Below are 16,770 nucleotides of genomic sequence, written 5' to 3' on the forward strand. Positions count from 1 at the left end.
GGGGTTTTTCGTAAATTTATCCGTTTCAGGATTACATCATGAATCTGCGGCGGATAAACAAAACAGCACCGCCAAAACCTGCAATCAGTCCCAGCGTTGCGGGTTCGGGAATGGCCGTAACGGAAAACTGATCAACCACGCGGTTGGAAAAGTTCCCTTCCGAATCTTTGTTAGAAGAATTCATCAGTGCATACAGATCATCTGTAAAATAGGCCGACGACGTATCAAATTCTCCCACAACTCCGGTTCCCATCTCAACAGAGGCCCCGGTGAGCATGTTGCTGAGCACACCGGATACCATCCAGGACGAGGCGTCTGCACCGCGGTAGAGCGTCATGCCCAGCCAAAGATCGTCCGACGTTGTGTCAGCGGCATCGGCGAAGCCCCAAACCGTTTCGTCCGACCACCCGGCGTTGCCCGAGGTATTTACGGATCCCGTGTTTTCCCAGAATGAAAGCCGGTATTTCCCGCTGTTCGCGTTGGGCTGGCGCTCCAGCTGCATCGCCAGCCGGTTTCCGCCGGACGCCACTTCGGTCAGCTCGACGGCAATCACGTTTGCCTTGGTGGTAAGCTGGGCGGAGTCCCGGTTGAAGGAAAACTTCATCCCGACGGTATATTCCGTCATAGAGGAGGAAAGAGCCTCCTGGTAGATGGCCTTGTTATAGCCTGCGTCACCATCCAGATGAACTGCTCCGGCGGAACTGTCCACGCGAAAGCGGCCGGTGCCACTACCTGCGGTTTCATCCCAGCTTGAGCCGGTCGTTGGCGTTTGGGCATCCAGCCGGCTTGCCCAGCTGGAACCGTCACCGGAATAGCCTTCCGCCGCCGTGAAGTTTACGACGGATGCATGCGCCCCGCCGGCCAATAAAACCAAACAAGCAATACCGATCATCTTTTTCATGAGTATCTCCTTTTAAGAACGGAAGACCCGTCGGGTCTTCCGGTTTCCATATCGTTAAAGTTCGTTGATCCGCAGGCGGATGAACTCTTGGCTTCCACTCATTGGAATGGAATTGGTAACCATGTCGAATTCACTGTCGAGCGCACCGCTCGTTACCGTGATGCCGGTATTGGTCCAGCCTCCGAGAACCAGATTTCCCATATCGTTGACTTCCACGATGTATTCAATACCGCTTTCCGGATCCGCCAGCATCGCGTGTATGAACTCGAAGTCTCCACCGTTGATGGCTGTAAACTTGATGCCCGTGTCGTCCGGATCTTTCGGGTCACCGCCCAGGCCATACTCACCAAGGTTGTTCAGGCCGTCTTCATCGAAATCTTCATCCATGCCGCCGACGCCGTTGGCAGCGGCCCATTCCGCATAGGCCGACTCGAAGTTACGGATGGCTAAATAGAAGCTTTCCACCTGCCGGTTACTGGTGAGCGTTTGCGATTCCAACCAGCCACTATTGATGTTGCCATACAGAGCCGGCGCGGAATTCCATGACTCACTCACAATGATTTCTCCTGCAGGAACCGAAAGGCGATCCACTTCCACGCCGGTGGTCAGATTGCTCAGCACCACGAGCGCCGACCAGTTGTTGGTTTCTGTTCCGGGATAGACGATCAATGACATCTTGAGTTCGTCCGAAAGATCATCCCCCGGCCCGAATCCGAGATCAGCGCCCGTAAGGTTTGCACTGTTCGTGAACGAGAAACCGCCCGAGTTTTCATTAAACCCGAGCTGGAATATGGGCGCATTGGTTGTTGCGCGGTTCAAGACAACGCGCATGTTGTCATCACCGGTGGATATTCCGTCCTTCAGCGCAAAGATCATCATGCTGTTCTGGTTCGGCGTTGCATTGGTTGCGCAGTTAAAGCGGAAGGTTCCCCCCACTTCGAGCTGGCTGTTGGTTGTGGACAGCGGATAGGTGTAGGTGGCCTGCCGGAAGTTGTCGGAGGCACTGGACGACAAAACCAGATAGTTGGTCGTTCCATCCACCAGGTTTTCTCCGGCATGCCCGCCCCAGTAACCCAACTGGCCGACCACATCGCCCGGCACATAGCCCTGCTCTGCCGAGAATTCGACCAACATCGGTTGCTCCGCCACTGCCGGAGAAGTACCGGCAGTGGCGACAAAACGATCCACTACGCGGTTGGAGGTAAAAGACACGCTTTCATAGTTCAGGCATCCAAACATGGCGTAGAGGCTGCCATCGTTAAACAGGTCGGAAGACGTGGTAAATGAAACCGGGTGCGTTACGACCTCCGTCCCTTCGGTGAGGTTGCTGATGACGCCCACCCCTGTCCAGAGGAGCTCGCTTGAGCCTCGCGTCATTGTAAAGCCGAGCCACAGATCGTCCGAAACGCTTACCGTTTCATTAGTATCGAAGCCGAGATCGCCTTCCTGAAAGATGCCGGACTTCGGAAATGAGCTGCCGCCACCACTCTGGTCGACCATGGCCAACCGGTACGAATCATTATTAAAGCGTTGCAGCTGCATAGACGTGCGACCGGAATCATTAGCCGTCGTGGTGGTTTCCTTGAATTCGACACTGATGACATCTTGCTGGCTAATCGTATTGGTGGCCATCCGGGTGAAAGCGAATTCAATACCAACGCTATAGACCTCGTTGGAAGTCAGCGGGATCTGATTGATCGCCTTCTTGAACTGTTCACTACTGGACAGCAAAACGATGCCTGTATTGGTGGGGTTCACCTGGAAATCGGCACCGTGACCGCCCCAATCGGCATTGGCACCCAGATTGCCCGCAACATACCCCTCGGCCAAAGTAAAGTGGGTATCAATGGAAACCGGCGGGGGCGGAGGCACAGCACCGATATCAAACATAAACTGCTCAACCACCCGATTGGATGTTTGTGAATCGGATTCAAAATTCACGTTGCCAAGCACGGCATAGAGGTCATCGGTAAAAAAGGCCGAAGAGGTGTCGAACTCTCCCGTTTCATAGGACATCAGCTGAACCGTGTCGGTCAGGTTGCTCAGGATATAGGTCGCATTCCAATTCGTCTCGGTGGCACCGCGGACCAGCAGCATTTCCATCCAGAGATCATCCGATACGTTGTCGGAAGCATCATCGAATCCAAGAACGCTCTCATCAAACGTTCCCGAGTTTGGAAAATAATTAGCCGCACCGGAATTAATCACTCCCCCCAAACGAAATTTTTTACTGTCAGGATTGGTCGATGCATTATACTTCATGCGTTGCAGTTGCAAAGCGATCCGCTTGCCCCCCGTTCCCGCAATCTCTGTAAACTCGGCGGACGCAACACTGGGATTATTGAACGTGACGCTGTTCGTGCTGCGGTTGAATGAAAACTTCATCCCAACACGGTAAGACTCGTTCGATGCCAGACCGGTTTTGTAGAATGCCTTCTTAAAGTTTTGCGAGCCATCCAGTGCAACCGTACCTGACCCGGTCGGATCCACGGTGAAGGCGGTGTGCCCTCCCCAGTCTGAATTCGCTGTCAACTGTCCGGCAGAATAGCCTTCCACCTCTGTGAAATTAATCGTGGTGGCCATCGTCGTAACCGCGGCCAGCATCATGCCGGCTGATAACAATGCTACTCGTTCCTTCATTCCTCTACCTCCTGTTGGGATTGCTGTTGCTTCAAGATATGGTCGCATATAAACCATGAAAAAAACCAACCGTCAACCTTATTGTAATGTTTTTTAGTGTTATATGTTTATCATTTGCAACGCACTAGATCGCAGTCCTATGCTTAATATGCCTTTCTAATGCACATGCCAAAATCCAAGGAAAACAACAGTTAGACGATCTAAATAAAGTTTATAATTGTAAATCACACACCGGAATGCTTTAAATGTTCAGCATTTGAGGAAACATGGCCAAACCTAACACAAAAGAAGACATTGCCTACCAGTATGTTCGGGAACTGATTAATGGCGACGAGCTGCAACCCGGCGACCTGCTACCCACCGAAACCCAGATCAGCGAAACATTGGGCATTAACCGCATGACCATCGCCAAAGCCTTGGCTTCGCTCAAAAACGAAGGCTACGTGGAGCGTCGCGCCGGGCGTGGAACCACCCTCATCCGCAAACCGGCCTCCAGTTCATCCAAAATAGTTCTCGTCATTTCCCCGTGGCCTTCGTGGGACATCAAGGATGAGTGGTATTTCTCCCGAATGCTCTATGCCATGCAAACCACCGCCATCCGAAACGGCATGGCCACCATCAACCTCGCTGTACACGCCGAACAGATTGAAGACGACGACTTCGCTAAAATCCGCGACATCTATCACGCCGTAGAGTGCCAGGGAGCCATCGTGGTCGATCCCTACCTCGCCACCCACGGCAAACTGCAGGAATTCCTGGCGGGTCTGCATTGCCCGACCGTATGGGCCGGATCCTCGCAGAAAGATGCGCCTAACGCATACTGCGTCGATATTGACGATCATCAGGCTGCCTTTGATCTAACTGAAAAACTGATCAATTCCGGCGCTCAACAAATCGCCTACATCAGCTTTCAGTTCAATACCGAAGCCCGCCGCCGCCGGCTCGACGGCTATAAAGCCGCTCTGAAAAAAAACGATATCCCGTTCGATGAACGGCTGGTGATCTGCAACAGCATGCCGGTCTGCCTCAAAGATGCTGGCCGCGAATGCGCCGGCATCTACACCGCCCGCAACCTCGCCGCCGATGCGGTGGTACTCAGCGATTTGCTCATGCTCGACGGCATCATCAGCTTCTGCGACCAACTCCAGACCCCACCGCTACTCAAACTAAAGCAACTCCCCTGCGCCACGTTCGATTACGAGAAGGATCAAGGACACGCCAACATACAATTCTCTGCCACCCAACCCATCGAAGATATTGGTGCCAGCACGGTTCAGATGCTTATCGATATCTGCGAGGGGAAACCGAACATTCCAAAAATCCAAATCCTCAACCACGAAATCCACACCCTCAACTGATTACTGCGCCTAAACTATCACTAAATCTCAGCCGCCAAATCAGAAGAAGACAAGAAATACGAAATCCTAAACAACAAATATAGAGCCATTTAGAACAGCAGAATTCCAGCGTCTGAAAAAATGGAATTCGCACCCATCCCCCGCCACCACCCTTCACCTAAACCCTGGGCTCAAAAGGCTATTGTGTGTCATGGCTTCAGGGTTTCCTAGATTTGGTACAAATCGTGGTACAAAAAAATTCGTTATGAAGGTGCCGCATGCCATCCGAGCAAAGGATGTCTATCACTTCAGATATACGATCCCAGCAGACGGTTCTTCTCGGAAGAGCGTCTCAAAGGTTCCTTCTTGTCGATAGGTTCGGCAGATCGTAGATTTTCAGGTGGAGGTACCGTTCATCCCGGTAGCCGCAGGCCTGTCGCGTCAAGCAACCAAAGCTTGGTCGCTAATCACTTCCAACCCTGTTGTTGAACCCTTCCTGCCTGGCGCTGGTCAGGCAACCGGATTCTCGGTGGCCATTGTCGCCGTTTCCGTGCGTTCATCGACCCAGTTCTTGCGGTTGGGTACTCGGCGGTTGGAATCGAACAAGGCGTCCACGCCTCCGGTCTCCTTCGCTTCTTTGTAACGGCAGAAAGAATCCAGGCTGAATCCCATGATCCGGCATGCCTAAGATACATTGACGAGTTCTTCAGCCAGATTTAGCAATCCGAGTTTGGTGCTGATGATCTTATCGTTTAATGATTTATTTGTATTCCGAGGCTCATCCAGTGGTTGAAATTACTCCTGCCGGATTTCGAGCTGGATGAACATTGCGGAATCATCGGTTAAATAGCGGTTGGTGACGGGCTCGTAGCCATCGATGGCGGGGCCAACCTGGACTTGGTCTTGCGCATTGGTGGTGGAGGCGGAATCCACCAGACTCGTTGAATCGATCAGTAGATAGTCCAATCCCTGCGCGACATGATCCGTGCGCCGTGCGTGGACGTATTCAAGGTAGTTTGTTCCTTCGTCGACCGCGATTCCAATCGACTCCCTGGAACCGGCATCCGCGTTGGTCGGGTTCATGCCGAGGGCATATTCCGCCAGGTTGTCGTAGCCGTCGTTCTCTACATCTGCACCCGGCAATGCATTGGTGCCAGTCAAACCGTAGCGGGTAGTCCATGTGGAATAAGCATTGTTCACGCTGATTGACACCGTGGCCTTCAGGCTCTCGGCCAGGTCGTTGGCGGTTTTGAAGGTGAAGCCATCCTCGCCGGAAGCGCCGGGATTGGGGGTATAGACCAGGTTCGGCGCGGTGCCGGTGAGCACCCCGTTGGTAGGCTGGGAAGCGACCACAAAGGTAAAATTACTGCCTCGAGGCTCCGAACCCGTCAGGGTGATGGCGACCGAACTCCCTTCATCCACTTCAACCGCCTGCGCATCGGCGATCGGCATCCAGTCCCAGGTCATCCTGCACTCTTCCGTTTCTACGTTCAGCCAAACCTCCACATGCTCGTACGAGCGGGTGAAAACATAGCCGTCTTGAACGGGCGGCCCCAGGGGCTCGCCGAGGGGGTGGCGGAACTCTTCGATATAGGGTTTGGTGTTCCAGAGAAATTCCTCGGCCCCGAATTCCCCGGAATTCACAACCTGGAAACTAAAGTAGGAATAAGGCGCCAACGTAATCAAATGATAGGCCAGCGGAAGCTGGATCTCTTCCCGGATGACATCCACCACCTCATCCGCACGGCCTTCCGCAATCATTGCCTTGGCATCGTCCCCACTTAAGACAAAATGATTCAGGTTGGCATAATTGGGGTTCACAATCAGGCCCTTCACCCGTGCTTCGCGGAACAGCTGCAGGCTGGCACAAATTCCGTCGGCACGGTTCATCGCAACCAGGCTGTCGCCATTGCCGCTCTCCCAGCCTTCGGAATAGGCGCCGTTGAATAGGTGCAACAGTTCGCGATTACCGCCAAAGCGGCTGGTTCGCAAAATGTTCCCCGTCAGCATATCGCCCGCCGGCAGGCGTTCCCAAATACTGACATACGATTTAACCCGGTTTGATCCGGCTTCGATTTCACCGTCGTCATTCAGCAAGGCTTGCTCGCCGCCCGTCGCCTTATCGATGAAAATCGCGTCGATGTTGGGATCTTCGAGCCGGGCCACGCACCAGTCCGACCACCACTCCCGACACTGCGGATGGTTGTGGTTATAGCGATACCACCCCCGGATGGTATCGTAGACCCGGTTGCCGTCTTCATCGAGATGGTAGAGCGTCCACTCCTCTTCGTCGAAATAGGCGTTCGCCGCCGTCCGATCGTGATGCAGCCCGGCATTTTTATAGGTGGTCGTAAACACATCGGGATTATACTTTTTCAGCGTGGCGGACACGGCACTCATCCCGGCTTCAACATCGGCTTCGCCATAAAAATTTCGACCGCCCAAGGAGATCACCGGATAGGTGTTTGCCATCAGCTCGGCCACCTCTTCGGGAATCGTGTCGTTTCGGTGAACGCCTGCCGACATCGGCAGGGTATCCCACGACCAGTCCGGATAATGAATGTTCGTCACCGCCGCATACTCGCTTCGATGCTGCGGCCCCGTCGGCAGATGCGAATAATCGCCCGTTTCGGTATCCCAAATATCCGGTAGTTCCGAAACCATCAGCTTAAAGGCGACGCGATTCACTTGGACTTTCGAGTCGGCGCCGGATGTGACGAGCAGAGGATCTTCCGGAGAAAAGCCGATGCTGGTTGAATAGTTCGACGTCCAAGCATCCAGGTCGTCCCCTGCTCCAACCATCAGGACATGGTTGTTCCCTCCTCCGGGTTCAACCAGTTGCATTCCAACAAAGCCTTCCATGACGCCCCCCGGAGTGGATAGCGTCAGGTTTTCCACGCTGAACCGCAACGTCTGTCCGGCATCCAGATCACCGTCGGCGCCCACGCCCCAACCGCTGCCGTCGCCTGCGACCGCGTCGGCGCTTCCCAGCGCCGTCATCGAAGCGGTTCCGGTGGTGCTGTCGTAGGTATGGGTCGAACCGGAAAAGCCCTCCACCCGCAGATCAAACGAAACCGTGTCGTTGACGCCATCCCCGTCAAAATCGGATCCCGACCAACTGGCGGAGTAGACCTTCTCGTCCCCATCAACCGTCAAGGCATAACTCATGTCGGGTGATGAAATGTTTCGTATGCGCCGCCCCGTATTCACCTGGAGATCCAGCGGATCTGCCCCGCTTCCTCCCGTTGCCACAAACCAGAGGGCGCAGGAGCGCGCGGCAACATCATCGATCACCGTCAGGTTCAGGCTGTCTCCGTCCATGCTCACAACGCCTCCGCCCAGGCCGGTAATGGCAATATCCGCCGGATCAAAGGAACCGTTCACCGAACCGAACGTCACCAGTTCCAGCTCGTTCCCGCCGGTGTTGTAGCCCCGCAGGTCAATCTCCAGCTTTGCACCCTCCGCAATGGTCAACCGGTCCGCAACCTGAATGGTGCTGGCCGGTTTGAGATCAAAATCAAACCGAAGCGTCGCATTCGATGCCAGGGTAAAATCGTTCAGGGCAATTGCGTGTGCATCCCCCTCAACCTCGAACAACCCGTTGCCGACATAAACTTCGCCATCCACCGCCAGGCTCCCCGAGCGCAACCCAACGGAAGACCCAGGGGAATCCCCAACCCGCAAATCGCCGGACACCTCCACATCGGCGCCCCCCACCAACTGCAACTGTCCGCCATCCAGCACGATGCCCTCGCAGCGCAGCTTGCCATCGGCAACCTCCAGCGAGGCGCCATCGTCGATCCGGATGGCACAGGAGTTGGTGGTTTCCACCACGGTGGCGACCACCGGCGCGTCGTTGCTTCCGCTCAAGATCACCCAATCACCAGGATCGGTTCCCGGCACAGCGCCCGTCAACCAGTTCCCCGGCATGTTCCAGTTGCCGTCCACCGTGCCGTCCCACTCCACGACCCTACGCTCGGCCTCAACCCTGACCGTCAGGCCGAAATCAACATGGCCGACCCCCCACTGGGCTTTGGTGGCGTTCGCCGTTGCCGAGCTTACGAAGAGCGGGCTCTCCGCCGGACTGACCGCCATCGTCAGGTTGTCGTTGAAGGTATACCCGTCCAGCCCCGTCCCCTCACCGATGACCGCCTCATGGCCATAGCTGGCCCCTTCATGGGCGGCAACCGAACCAAAGCCCTCAAACGCAACCGATCCGACACTGGAGGTGGGATTCAAAACCGTGAAGCGGAGTGTTTCCCCAGCGTTCATCCGGTCGTCGACCACATGCCATTTTTGGCCGGCGACAAACACACCCGCATCCGCCGAGCCGATCGCTGCCGAAGAAGCACCGAGCCCCGCATTGGTCGCAACGGTGCCGGAAAAGCCTTCGACCAACAGATCGAAAACCAGTGTGTCGTTGGTGCCGTCCGCGTCAAAATCCGCACCGGCATAGGCCACCGAATAGATATAGTCGTTACCCGAGCCCCCCCCCGTAACCAGCAGATTGCTGGTAGATCCATTGACCATCAGGGTGTTGTTCGACAGCGCCGCGTTGAGATCCGCAAAATCCAGCGTTGTATGGATATCCGCCCAGGTAGCCCCCGCCACCAGCAAGCAAAACCTTAACGCATATAGGCTCCTTTTCATCTTTTCGCTCTACTCCTGCCGAACCTGGAACTCAATGAATTTTTCGGGCTCCTCGATCAAGTACCGATTGGTGACGGGCTCGTAGCCATCGATACCAAGGCCGACGAGGATTTGATCCTGCGTGTTGGTGGATGTGGCCGAAGCCACCAGATTCGTTGAGTCGATCAGCAGGTAGCTGAGCCCCTGCTCGACATAGTCGGAGCGGCGGCCGTGGACATACTCGAACCAGTTTGTTCCGCCCTCCGACACAATATCTGTCCAATCCCTGGAACCGGCATCGGTATCGGTCGGGTTCATGCCGAGGGCATATTCCGCCAGGTTGTCGTAGCCGTCGCCGGCACCGCCGCGCTCCACATCGGCGGACTGCTCCGCATCAGCGCCGGTCAGGCCAAAGCGCGAAACCCATTCCATATAGCCGCCCGGCGAATATTCAACGCGTGAAAATGCACTGAAGACCGCTTCGGCCAAAACAGCGTTGTCCCCGGAGGAGACCGCCATGCCCATCTCCACCTTTTCATCCATTGAAAGAACAACCTCCGCAATGTTTGTCCAACTTTCCCCGTCCGGGGAACACTGTCCGATGAAAGTGTCGCCGCTGCGCGCCAGCCTGGCGTACGGCCCATAGGCCTGTTCCACGGTTCCCGCCGTCTGCAGGGGGCCGTTTGTTGCCGACCGATAGACCATCTGCATCTGCCCTGCCGGATCGCGGACCACCGCGACCGTACGGGCGCCGGAAACGAGGATGGTGCCATTGCTGTAGGCGGCGATGTATCCGTCTTGCGTTGCCGGCTCGTTCCGCTCCCGGAACATGATGCCCGCCTTGGCCTCCGCATGGGTATGGTCCAGAGAATCGATACAGGCCACGATTTCCCCGCTTCCATAGTGGAGGTCGGAGAGATAGAAGAAGCTGTCCGAGGTGCCGGACATGTTTCCGCCGCCTTGCAGCACATAGGTATCATCCGTGTTGGAAGATCCGCCGCCGGCCAACGCCGAACTGCCGACATCGTTCTTCCACAGAATCCGGGTCAGGTTCGATGCCCCCGAATCCGGGTCCAGATCGAGGAAGACATCGCAGTGTTCAAAGCTCCGGGCATAAACCCAACCATCCTTGATGGCTTCGCCAAAGGGCTCGCCCAAGGGGCGTTGGAACTGGTCGTAGTAATCCGTCAGCCATTGATAGACCGGATCCGTGGCATCCACGCTCTGCTGGTGGTAGAAATAGGCATACTTTTCGGCATAGGTCAGATAGACGCCGAGCACAAAGTCGACCGAGTCTTCCATCTCGCGCTCGCTGGCCTTTCCGCTTGTCGGGTTCCGGAGCATCGTCAGCTTTTGGTTGCGTCCACTTTCCTGGGCAAGGGCAATGGCGTAGGCGATGGCATCATCGCTCCCGCCCTCCGTCCAACCTTCCCGGTAGGTCCCATCCAGATGCGTAATGCGCGACCGGTTATCGCCATTGTTGTTCATGATGAACTTGTCGCCGGGGCTGTTCGTATAAAGCGCCTCCAGCATCCAGGAAGGGACACCCGATTTATCGACGAAGGTGCCGTCGATGTTGGAAGGCTGGAAGGGCGTCCCATTCGCGGCCGTCCCCGCTTCCACCCCCATCATTTTCAGGCAAACCCCAACCCACCAGTCGAGGCATTCGGGGTTTTCCCGAACATAGGTCGGCAACCCGTCCCGAATCGTGAAGTACGGATCGATGTATTCGTCGTAATGGTCGTTAATCGAATCATCGACCGAGTAGTGTCCGTAATAGATCCGGGAGTTCCAGTAGAAGACGGTTTTGATGTCCGGGTTCACGGCCTTCAGCGAGGCCGCCTTATCCCGGTATCCATCGATGCCGCCATTGGCCTTTTCAAACACAACAAAGTCGTAGCGGTTGGCAATCCGCTCGCTCTCCTCGACCGTGAAGGAATTGCTCGCCTTGCGGATCAGCATGGTCCGGGGAATGACCTTCCAGGAAAACGCAGGGAAGGCATTGGCGAGTTTGTTGGTCGAGGTTGGCTCGTAAGGCGTCGCTCCGTAGGAGTGCCCGTTTTCCAGGTCGGAAAACGGATGCCCGGGATCCTCCACCGTTAGCGCCGGGTTTTTTATGACGAAGCTGAACTTGACCTGTTGGATGGCCCACTGCCGGGCTCCGGCATTGCTGCCCGCCCCGGTAACGGAAAAGGAGTCCCCGTTCACCGCATAGGTTGCCGTCGGTTGCTGGAAGCTCGCGGAAGGCAGGTTCGTTCCCGTCCCGAAAATGATTTTATGGTCATAGCCGCCATTGGTTTCCTCCACCAGGATGGACTCGAATGAACGTTCCAGCTCGAGTCCGTTCACGGCAAGGCCCGCCCCTGCCACCATGAAATCCTGCTGCGTCATACGGATCGACTCGCCGGCATCGATGTCATAGTCCGTACCGACGCCCCACCGGTTGAGGATATCCGTGGGCGAGGAAGCCGTTCCGAGCGAAGCGACACTGGATGCGTTTGCAGTCGCACGGTAGACATAGTCGGCACCGTTGAACGCATCGGCCACCACATTGAACCGCAACGTCTCGGCCCCGGCGCCGCCGAGCAGACTGTTCCCCGTCCAGGTAATTTGATACACCCAGTTCGAACCAGTTTCCACCCGGGTGCAGGAGAGATCGGGCGACCCGAGGTCCACGCTGCGGTATCCATTGGCGAGCACCAGATCCGTATCGCTCGCCCATGCCGTTCCGGCCAGCGGCCGCAAGGTCATCCAAAAATGGCTGTTCCGTCCGGAGGCATTCACGGGAGTGCCGTGCAGCGTCAGCTTGTCGATCGCGGCCAGCGTACCGGCGGTTCCGCTGGTTTCCGCCCCCCAGGCATAAATGCGGAATTCCGTGGGGCCGCTAATCTCTTCAAAGACCGTGCCCGACAAGTCAATGCCCACCACATCGTAGGCCCCCGCCAGCCCGACCACGTTCGTGATGACGACCGCACTTCCAATCAAGTTGCCCGAAGCATCCGCCAGGGCATATTCGTCCACGGAAGCACCTGCCTGCTTGGTCGCCTTGAACCGGAGCTGGCTCAGGTGGAACGCCGCCCCGGCATCAGGCGTAACGGTAAACGTGGCATAGTCATCCCCGGCAACGGCATCGATGAAGGAAGACGTGGGTGCGTCATCGACGCCGATCCCCACAGCCCCGAGCCGGGTAGGGTTGCCGAAAACGGCGCCGGTGGCATCCAGCCCCGTATCATCGCCCGCCGTGGCCTCAAACGAGATGCCCATGGGCGACGTCAGCGGACTCGCCGCCAACTTGGAGGCAACGACCGTTGCGGCGCCGGGGTCTGCCGCATCGGCATCGAAGTCGTAGCCAACGGCCACCGTGCTCTCGGTCGCCAGGCCATGCACCACCACCTTATCGAACGCAGTGGCGGAATTCGTCGTCTCGCCGCCACCGTAGAGGTAGAAGCGGAAGGTGACCCCGCCCAAACCCTGGAATTTGCCTGCGGACAAATCGACCACCACCTTATTGGATCCGCCGTTCCACGTTCCCGCATCGCTCGTCTGCCCCTCCGCGATTTGGGTGCCTCCCAAAAAACCGTCCACGGAAGTGAACAGCGCCCAGCGCTCGGCCGAACCGGTCAACTCCTCCGCGAACGCCCGGAACGTTAAACGCGTTAAATGCAGTTTATGGTTCGCATCCGGCGTAACGCTGAATTCGAAATAGTCGTTTGCGACGATCGCGGCGATCAGATGGTTGGAGTTGCCCATGTCTGCAAACCCCAGATCGGCTTTCGAGCCCCCGAACGCAAACCGGTTGGTTGTGCCAAAGGCATTGCCTTCCGCATCCAGGCCGTCATCGGGCGCAAAGAAGGTTTCGATCTGATTCGCCAAACCGGGCCCCGTATTAAAAGCCGAAGCGGATACATGGGTTCCCTCGGCCGTTGCAGCCAAGGTGCCCACTCCGGCGCCCGTATCAAAATCATATCCCGCCAGCATCTCCGCCTGCGCAACGCAACCCAGCCCCAGCAAACAAGCACTTAAAACGATGGACTTCCTGTTCACCGGCACACCTCTTTCAATATTAAAAAAAAACCAGGTTTTTATACCATTGGCCGCCCAACACCCACTATCGCCGGAAAAGGGTATTTTGCCCAACCCCCTCTTTATTTCCAGAGCACCTCGCCCGTTTCATTTTCAATATCGAGCTTAACCGAAGCATGGGCGAACTGGCGGGTGTACGTGTAGCCTTTCCGAACCGCCGGCCCTTTGGGCGGGCCCAATGGACGGTCGTAGTCGGCCGGATGCGTCATCCAGGTCTTGCTGCTTTTCGCATCATAGCTGTCTTTCAAATCAAAATAGCTATACTTCTCGGCGCAGATCAGGAACATCGCCAACTGGTAGTTGAAACGGTTCCTGGCGTCGCCGCTCCCCTTGCCGGGTTTGCTCTTCTTTCCGGGAGCCCCCGGGGTTTCATCCGCATCCTGCCGGTTGTCGCCCAGGCCACACGTGAAGGCAACAATGGCCCCCTGCCGGGCGGCGGTCTGGAAGGCCTCCATGCCCTTGGCAACATAGTCCTTCTTCGACATCCCCCCCACGGCGCCCTCGAAGCCCTCGATATAGGAACCATCCAGCGCCTTCATGTAAGCGAGCCCCGAATCCGGAAAACGCGCCCTCAGGATATTGGCCAGCATGAGCTTCTTCGGCCCGAGCATTTTGCGCGTATCCTCCATCATCGCCACATACCCGCCCAACACGTCGGCCTTCTTCTCCGCGCCGATCGGGCCTTTCAGGAAGCCCGGCTCCAGCACCTTGACGACACCGTCCAGGAAGATTCCATCAACCGACGGATCGGAACAAACATCCTTTGCGGCATCGACCCACCAGCTGCGCAGCGCCTTATCCGAGAGATCGTAGGCCTGCACACGGTTGCGGATGAGTTTCGTATTGCCATCGCGCCCCTTCAGGAAGGCGCCCGGAATATCCTTCAACCCGTCATCGGCGGCATAGCCTCCGTAATGCACAATCACGTTGCGGTAATAGAGGATCTTCGTGTCCGGATTAATCTTCTTAACGGCCCGCGCGGCCTTCAGCGTTCCCGCCTCCACGGAGCCGGAATCCTTGTGCCCCGTGGCCTTCTCAAACGTAATGAGCGGAAAGGTTGCGAGATACTTGATCTCATCGTTGGTGAACGCGGTATCCTTCCGGATATGCACATACAACGGCACGCGGTCCCAACTAAAATCGGGCATCCTATCCGCGCCCGCCACGCAAGCCACCATCAACATCGAATAAAAAACAATCTTCATATTTCTCCTTAACAAACGGCCTGAACCCTCTTCATGCCAATACCCTTAATCAATCCGGAATCCAACCACGCAGAGCCCTTCGGGCAGGCTCTTCGGAAGCGAAATCACCAGCGCATCGGATGCTTGCTTCCACTTCAGCTTCTCCGAACTCCCCAGCATTGAAATGCTGGAAATCCTCTTCCCGTACAGTCCGCCGTCGGCCAGTGCCTTGATCACAATATCCTTTTCCGGTTTCGCCAGCACGAAGGCATAGAGGACGCCGTCCTTGGTGGTGAAGCGGATGTCCGCCTGGGTGAAGTCCGCCTTGTTTTCGCCCTGGCGGCCATCCTTGATCCTGGTGGGTCCTTCGCCGTATATGTTCCACGGACGACTGCCATAGATTCCCTCGCCGCAGGTTTTCAGGAAGATGCCGAACGCGTCGAGATAGGCCGCCTGGTTCGCCGGAATCGTGCCGTCCCCCTTGAGCGCGATGTTCATCATCACCACCCCGTTTTTACTGATGGCATCCACGGCATTGCCGATCATCACCGGCACGCTCATTTTATTAACGGCGCCCTTGCGGTAGTACCAGCCGCCGGAAAGGTCGGTCGCCCACATCCACGGTTCGGGCTGGATATCGGCCGAAGCCCCGCGCTCCAGATTATAGGTGAAGGCCTTCCGATCCAGGTTTCCGCTTTTGCAGGAAAAGACCACGGTCTGCTTGCCGTTGTTTTCCTTCAGGTCCCGGTTGATGTAGGAAGAGAACAATTGAACCCCAAGGCTCTTGCCGGTCTTCTCGCTCGGGAACGGACAATCGTTGTTGAACAGGTCGGGATCGTATTTCTCGATGATCTCCCAGCACCGCGCATACCAGTGCTCGTTCCAGCTGTCCTGTCTCGAATACTCCTTCGGATCGAACTCCATGTTGAACAGCTTCGCCTCCAGCGTGCCCGGTTTCTGGTATTGCCGCGCGGTGTTGAAGAACCGGGGCGACCAGTAGAGATGCGTCGAAACCCCAAACTTCAACCCGTGTTTTTGCGCCGCGGCCTTCCACTCCTTCAGCGTGTCGCGCTTCGGCCCCATGGCCGCCGAGTTCCACGGATGGAACGAATCATACATATCAAAATTGTCGTGGTGGCAGGCCACCGGCATAACGAAACGGGCCCCGTTGCCTTTAACATAGTCCACCAGCGCATCCGGATCCCATTTTTCCGCCGTGAAAAGCGGAACAAGATCCTCATACCCAAACTCGGAGGGCGGCCCGTACCGCTTGGTATGGAAGGCCGTAAGCTCCTCGGTCATTTTTAACTGTGCGCCGCTTTCGCCGTCGTTCGGCCCATACATGCGGCGGCCATAATGCGAGCCGTCGTTCGGCCGGTCCTCGTCCGTCGCCGAGGGAATCCCCCAGTGCATCCAGACGCCGATCTTTCCATCCACAAACCACTCCGGAACCGTGTAATGTTCCGCCATCGACTCCCACGTCGGTTTGATCTGCGCCCCCGCCTGCAAGCAAAACAATAAAACGCAGGCCATGCCGCAGCCTTGCTTAAACTTCGATTGATTCATTCCACCATCCTGTTTTCACTGCATTCCGTAGCCTCGGACCCATATCCGATGCAATAACCTACCACGAATCCCCCCCCCCGCCATCGCACGTATTAGGGATGCCGGAAAGAAAGCCTCTTTATGGAACGAGGTTCCATCCGAGCCGTTCGTGGAGGGGCGGAAATAAATTCTGGAGTGCGGCAGGGACGGAAAGGCCACGCCGCTTTAAAAACCGGTTCGGATGGTATTTCTACAGGACAATTGAACGACAAGACTATTTCGGTGCGGAGGGATTTTTCGAACCGCTCCGTCCGCACCGGAAATTGTCCTGTCGTTAATCGTCTTGTGAAAAAAACGGGTTGGAGGGCGAGGTTCCATCCGAGCCGTTCGTGGAGGGGCGGAAAGAAATCTTGGAGTGCGGCGGGAACTGAAAGGCCACGCCGCTTTAAAA

The 16,770-nt window shown here is 56.4% G+C and carries 7 protein-coding genes and 1 pseudogene; 1 reads left to right on the forward strand and 7 read right to left on the reverse strand.

Annotated features, from left to right (window positions below):
- Positions 1–31: 31 nt before the first annotated feature.
- A complete protein-coding gene (locus E9954_RS07895) occupies positions 32–901 on the reverse strand; it encodes a PEP-CTERM sorting domain-containing protein (protein ID WP_136078661.1) in 870 nt (289 codons plus the stop codon).
- 54 nt (positions 902–955) lie between these two features.
- The gene (locus E9954_RS07900; protein WP_136078662.1) at positions 956–3,541 is read right to left on the reverse strand and encodes a hypothetical protein; all 2,586 of its coding nucleotides are present in this window, start codon (positions 3,539–3,541) and stop codon (positions 956–958) included.
- Between the two features lie 266 nt (positions 3,542–3,807).
- Between E9954_RS07900 and E9954_RS07905 the strand changes: the two genes are divergently transcribed.
- Entirely contained in the window at positions 3,808–4,899 is a 1,092-nt protein-coding gene (locus E9954_RS07905; RefSeq protein ID WP_136078663.1) for a GntR family transcriptional regulator, read from the forward strand.
- A gap of 513 nt (positions 4,900–5,412) precedes the next feature.
- On the opposite strand, the pseudogene E9954_RS33300 reads toward E9954_RS07905, so the two are convergent.
- The 5 genes and pseudogenes from E9954_RS33300 to E9954_RS07930 all read right to left on the reverse strand — a co-directional run.
- Positions 5,413–5,622 (reverse strand): annotated as a pseudogene (locus tag E9954_RS33300) (helix-turn-helix domain-containing protein); the annotation flags it as partial.
- Between the two features lie 51 nt (positions 5,623–5,673).
- A complete protein-coding gene (locus tag E9954_RS07915) occupies positions 5,674–9,528 on the reverse strand; it encodes a putative glycoside hydrolase (RefSeq protein ID WP_136078664.1) in 3,855 nt (1,284 codons plus the stop codon).
- 9 nt (positions 9,529–9,537) lie between these two features.
- Positions 9,538–13,551, reverse strand: coding sequence for a putative glycoside hydrolase (locus tag E9954_RS07920; RefSeq protein WP_136078665.1), 4,014 nt, complete (start codon positions 13,549–13,551; stop codon positions 9,538–9,540).
- A 101-nt stretch (positions 13,552–13,652) separates the two neighbouring features.
- On the reverse strand, positions 13,653–14,795 hold the full coding sequence (locus tag E9954_RS07925) for a putative glycoside hydrolase (protein WP_136078666.1): 1,143 nt from the start codon (positions 14,793–14,795) through the stop codon (positions 13,653–13,655).
- A 45-nt stretch (positions 14,796–14,840) separates the two neighbouring features.
- Positions 14,841–16,340 (reverse strand): alpha-L-fucosidase, encoded by a 1,500-nt coding sequence (locus E9954_RS07930; protein WP_136078667.1) that lies wholly within the window; start codon positions 16,338–16,340, stop codon positions 14,841–14,843.
- Between the last annotated feature and the right edge of the window lie 430 nt (positions 16,341–16,770).

Origin of the sequence: Pontiella desulfatans, from assembly GCF_900890425.1 — a bacterium.
GTDB lineage: Bacteria > Verrucomicrobiota > Kiritimatiellia > Kiritimatiellales > Pontiellaceae > Pontiella > Pontiella desulfatans.

Excerpts from the sequence above, each read along its gene's own strand:
- E9954_RS07905 (WP_136078663.1), top strand. The coding sequence starts at position 3,808 with ATGGCCAAACCTAACACAAAAGAAGACATTGCCTACCAGTATGTTCGG.
- E9954_RS07895 (WP_136078661.1), bottom strand. The coding sequence starts at position 901 with ATGAAAAAGATGATCGGTATTGCTTGTTTGGTTTTATTGGCCGGCGGG.
- E9954_RS07900 (WP_136078662.1), bottom strand. The coding sequence starts at position 3,541 with ATGAAGGAACGAGTAGCATTGTTATCAGCCGGCATGATGCTGGCCGCG.
- E9954_RS07930 (WP_136078667.1), bottom strand. The coding sequence starts at position 16,340 with ATGAATCAATCGAAGTTTAAGCAAGGCTGCGGCATGGCCTGCGTTTTA.
- E9954_RS07915 (WP_136078664.1), bottom strand. The coding sequence starts at position 9,528 with ATGAAAAGGAGCCTATATGCGTTAAGGTTTTGCTTGCTGGTGGCGGGG.
- E9954_RS07925 (WP_136078666.1), bottom strand. The coding sequence starts at position 14,795 with ATGAAGATTGTTTTTTATTCGATGTTGATGGTGGCTTGCGTGGCGGGC.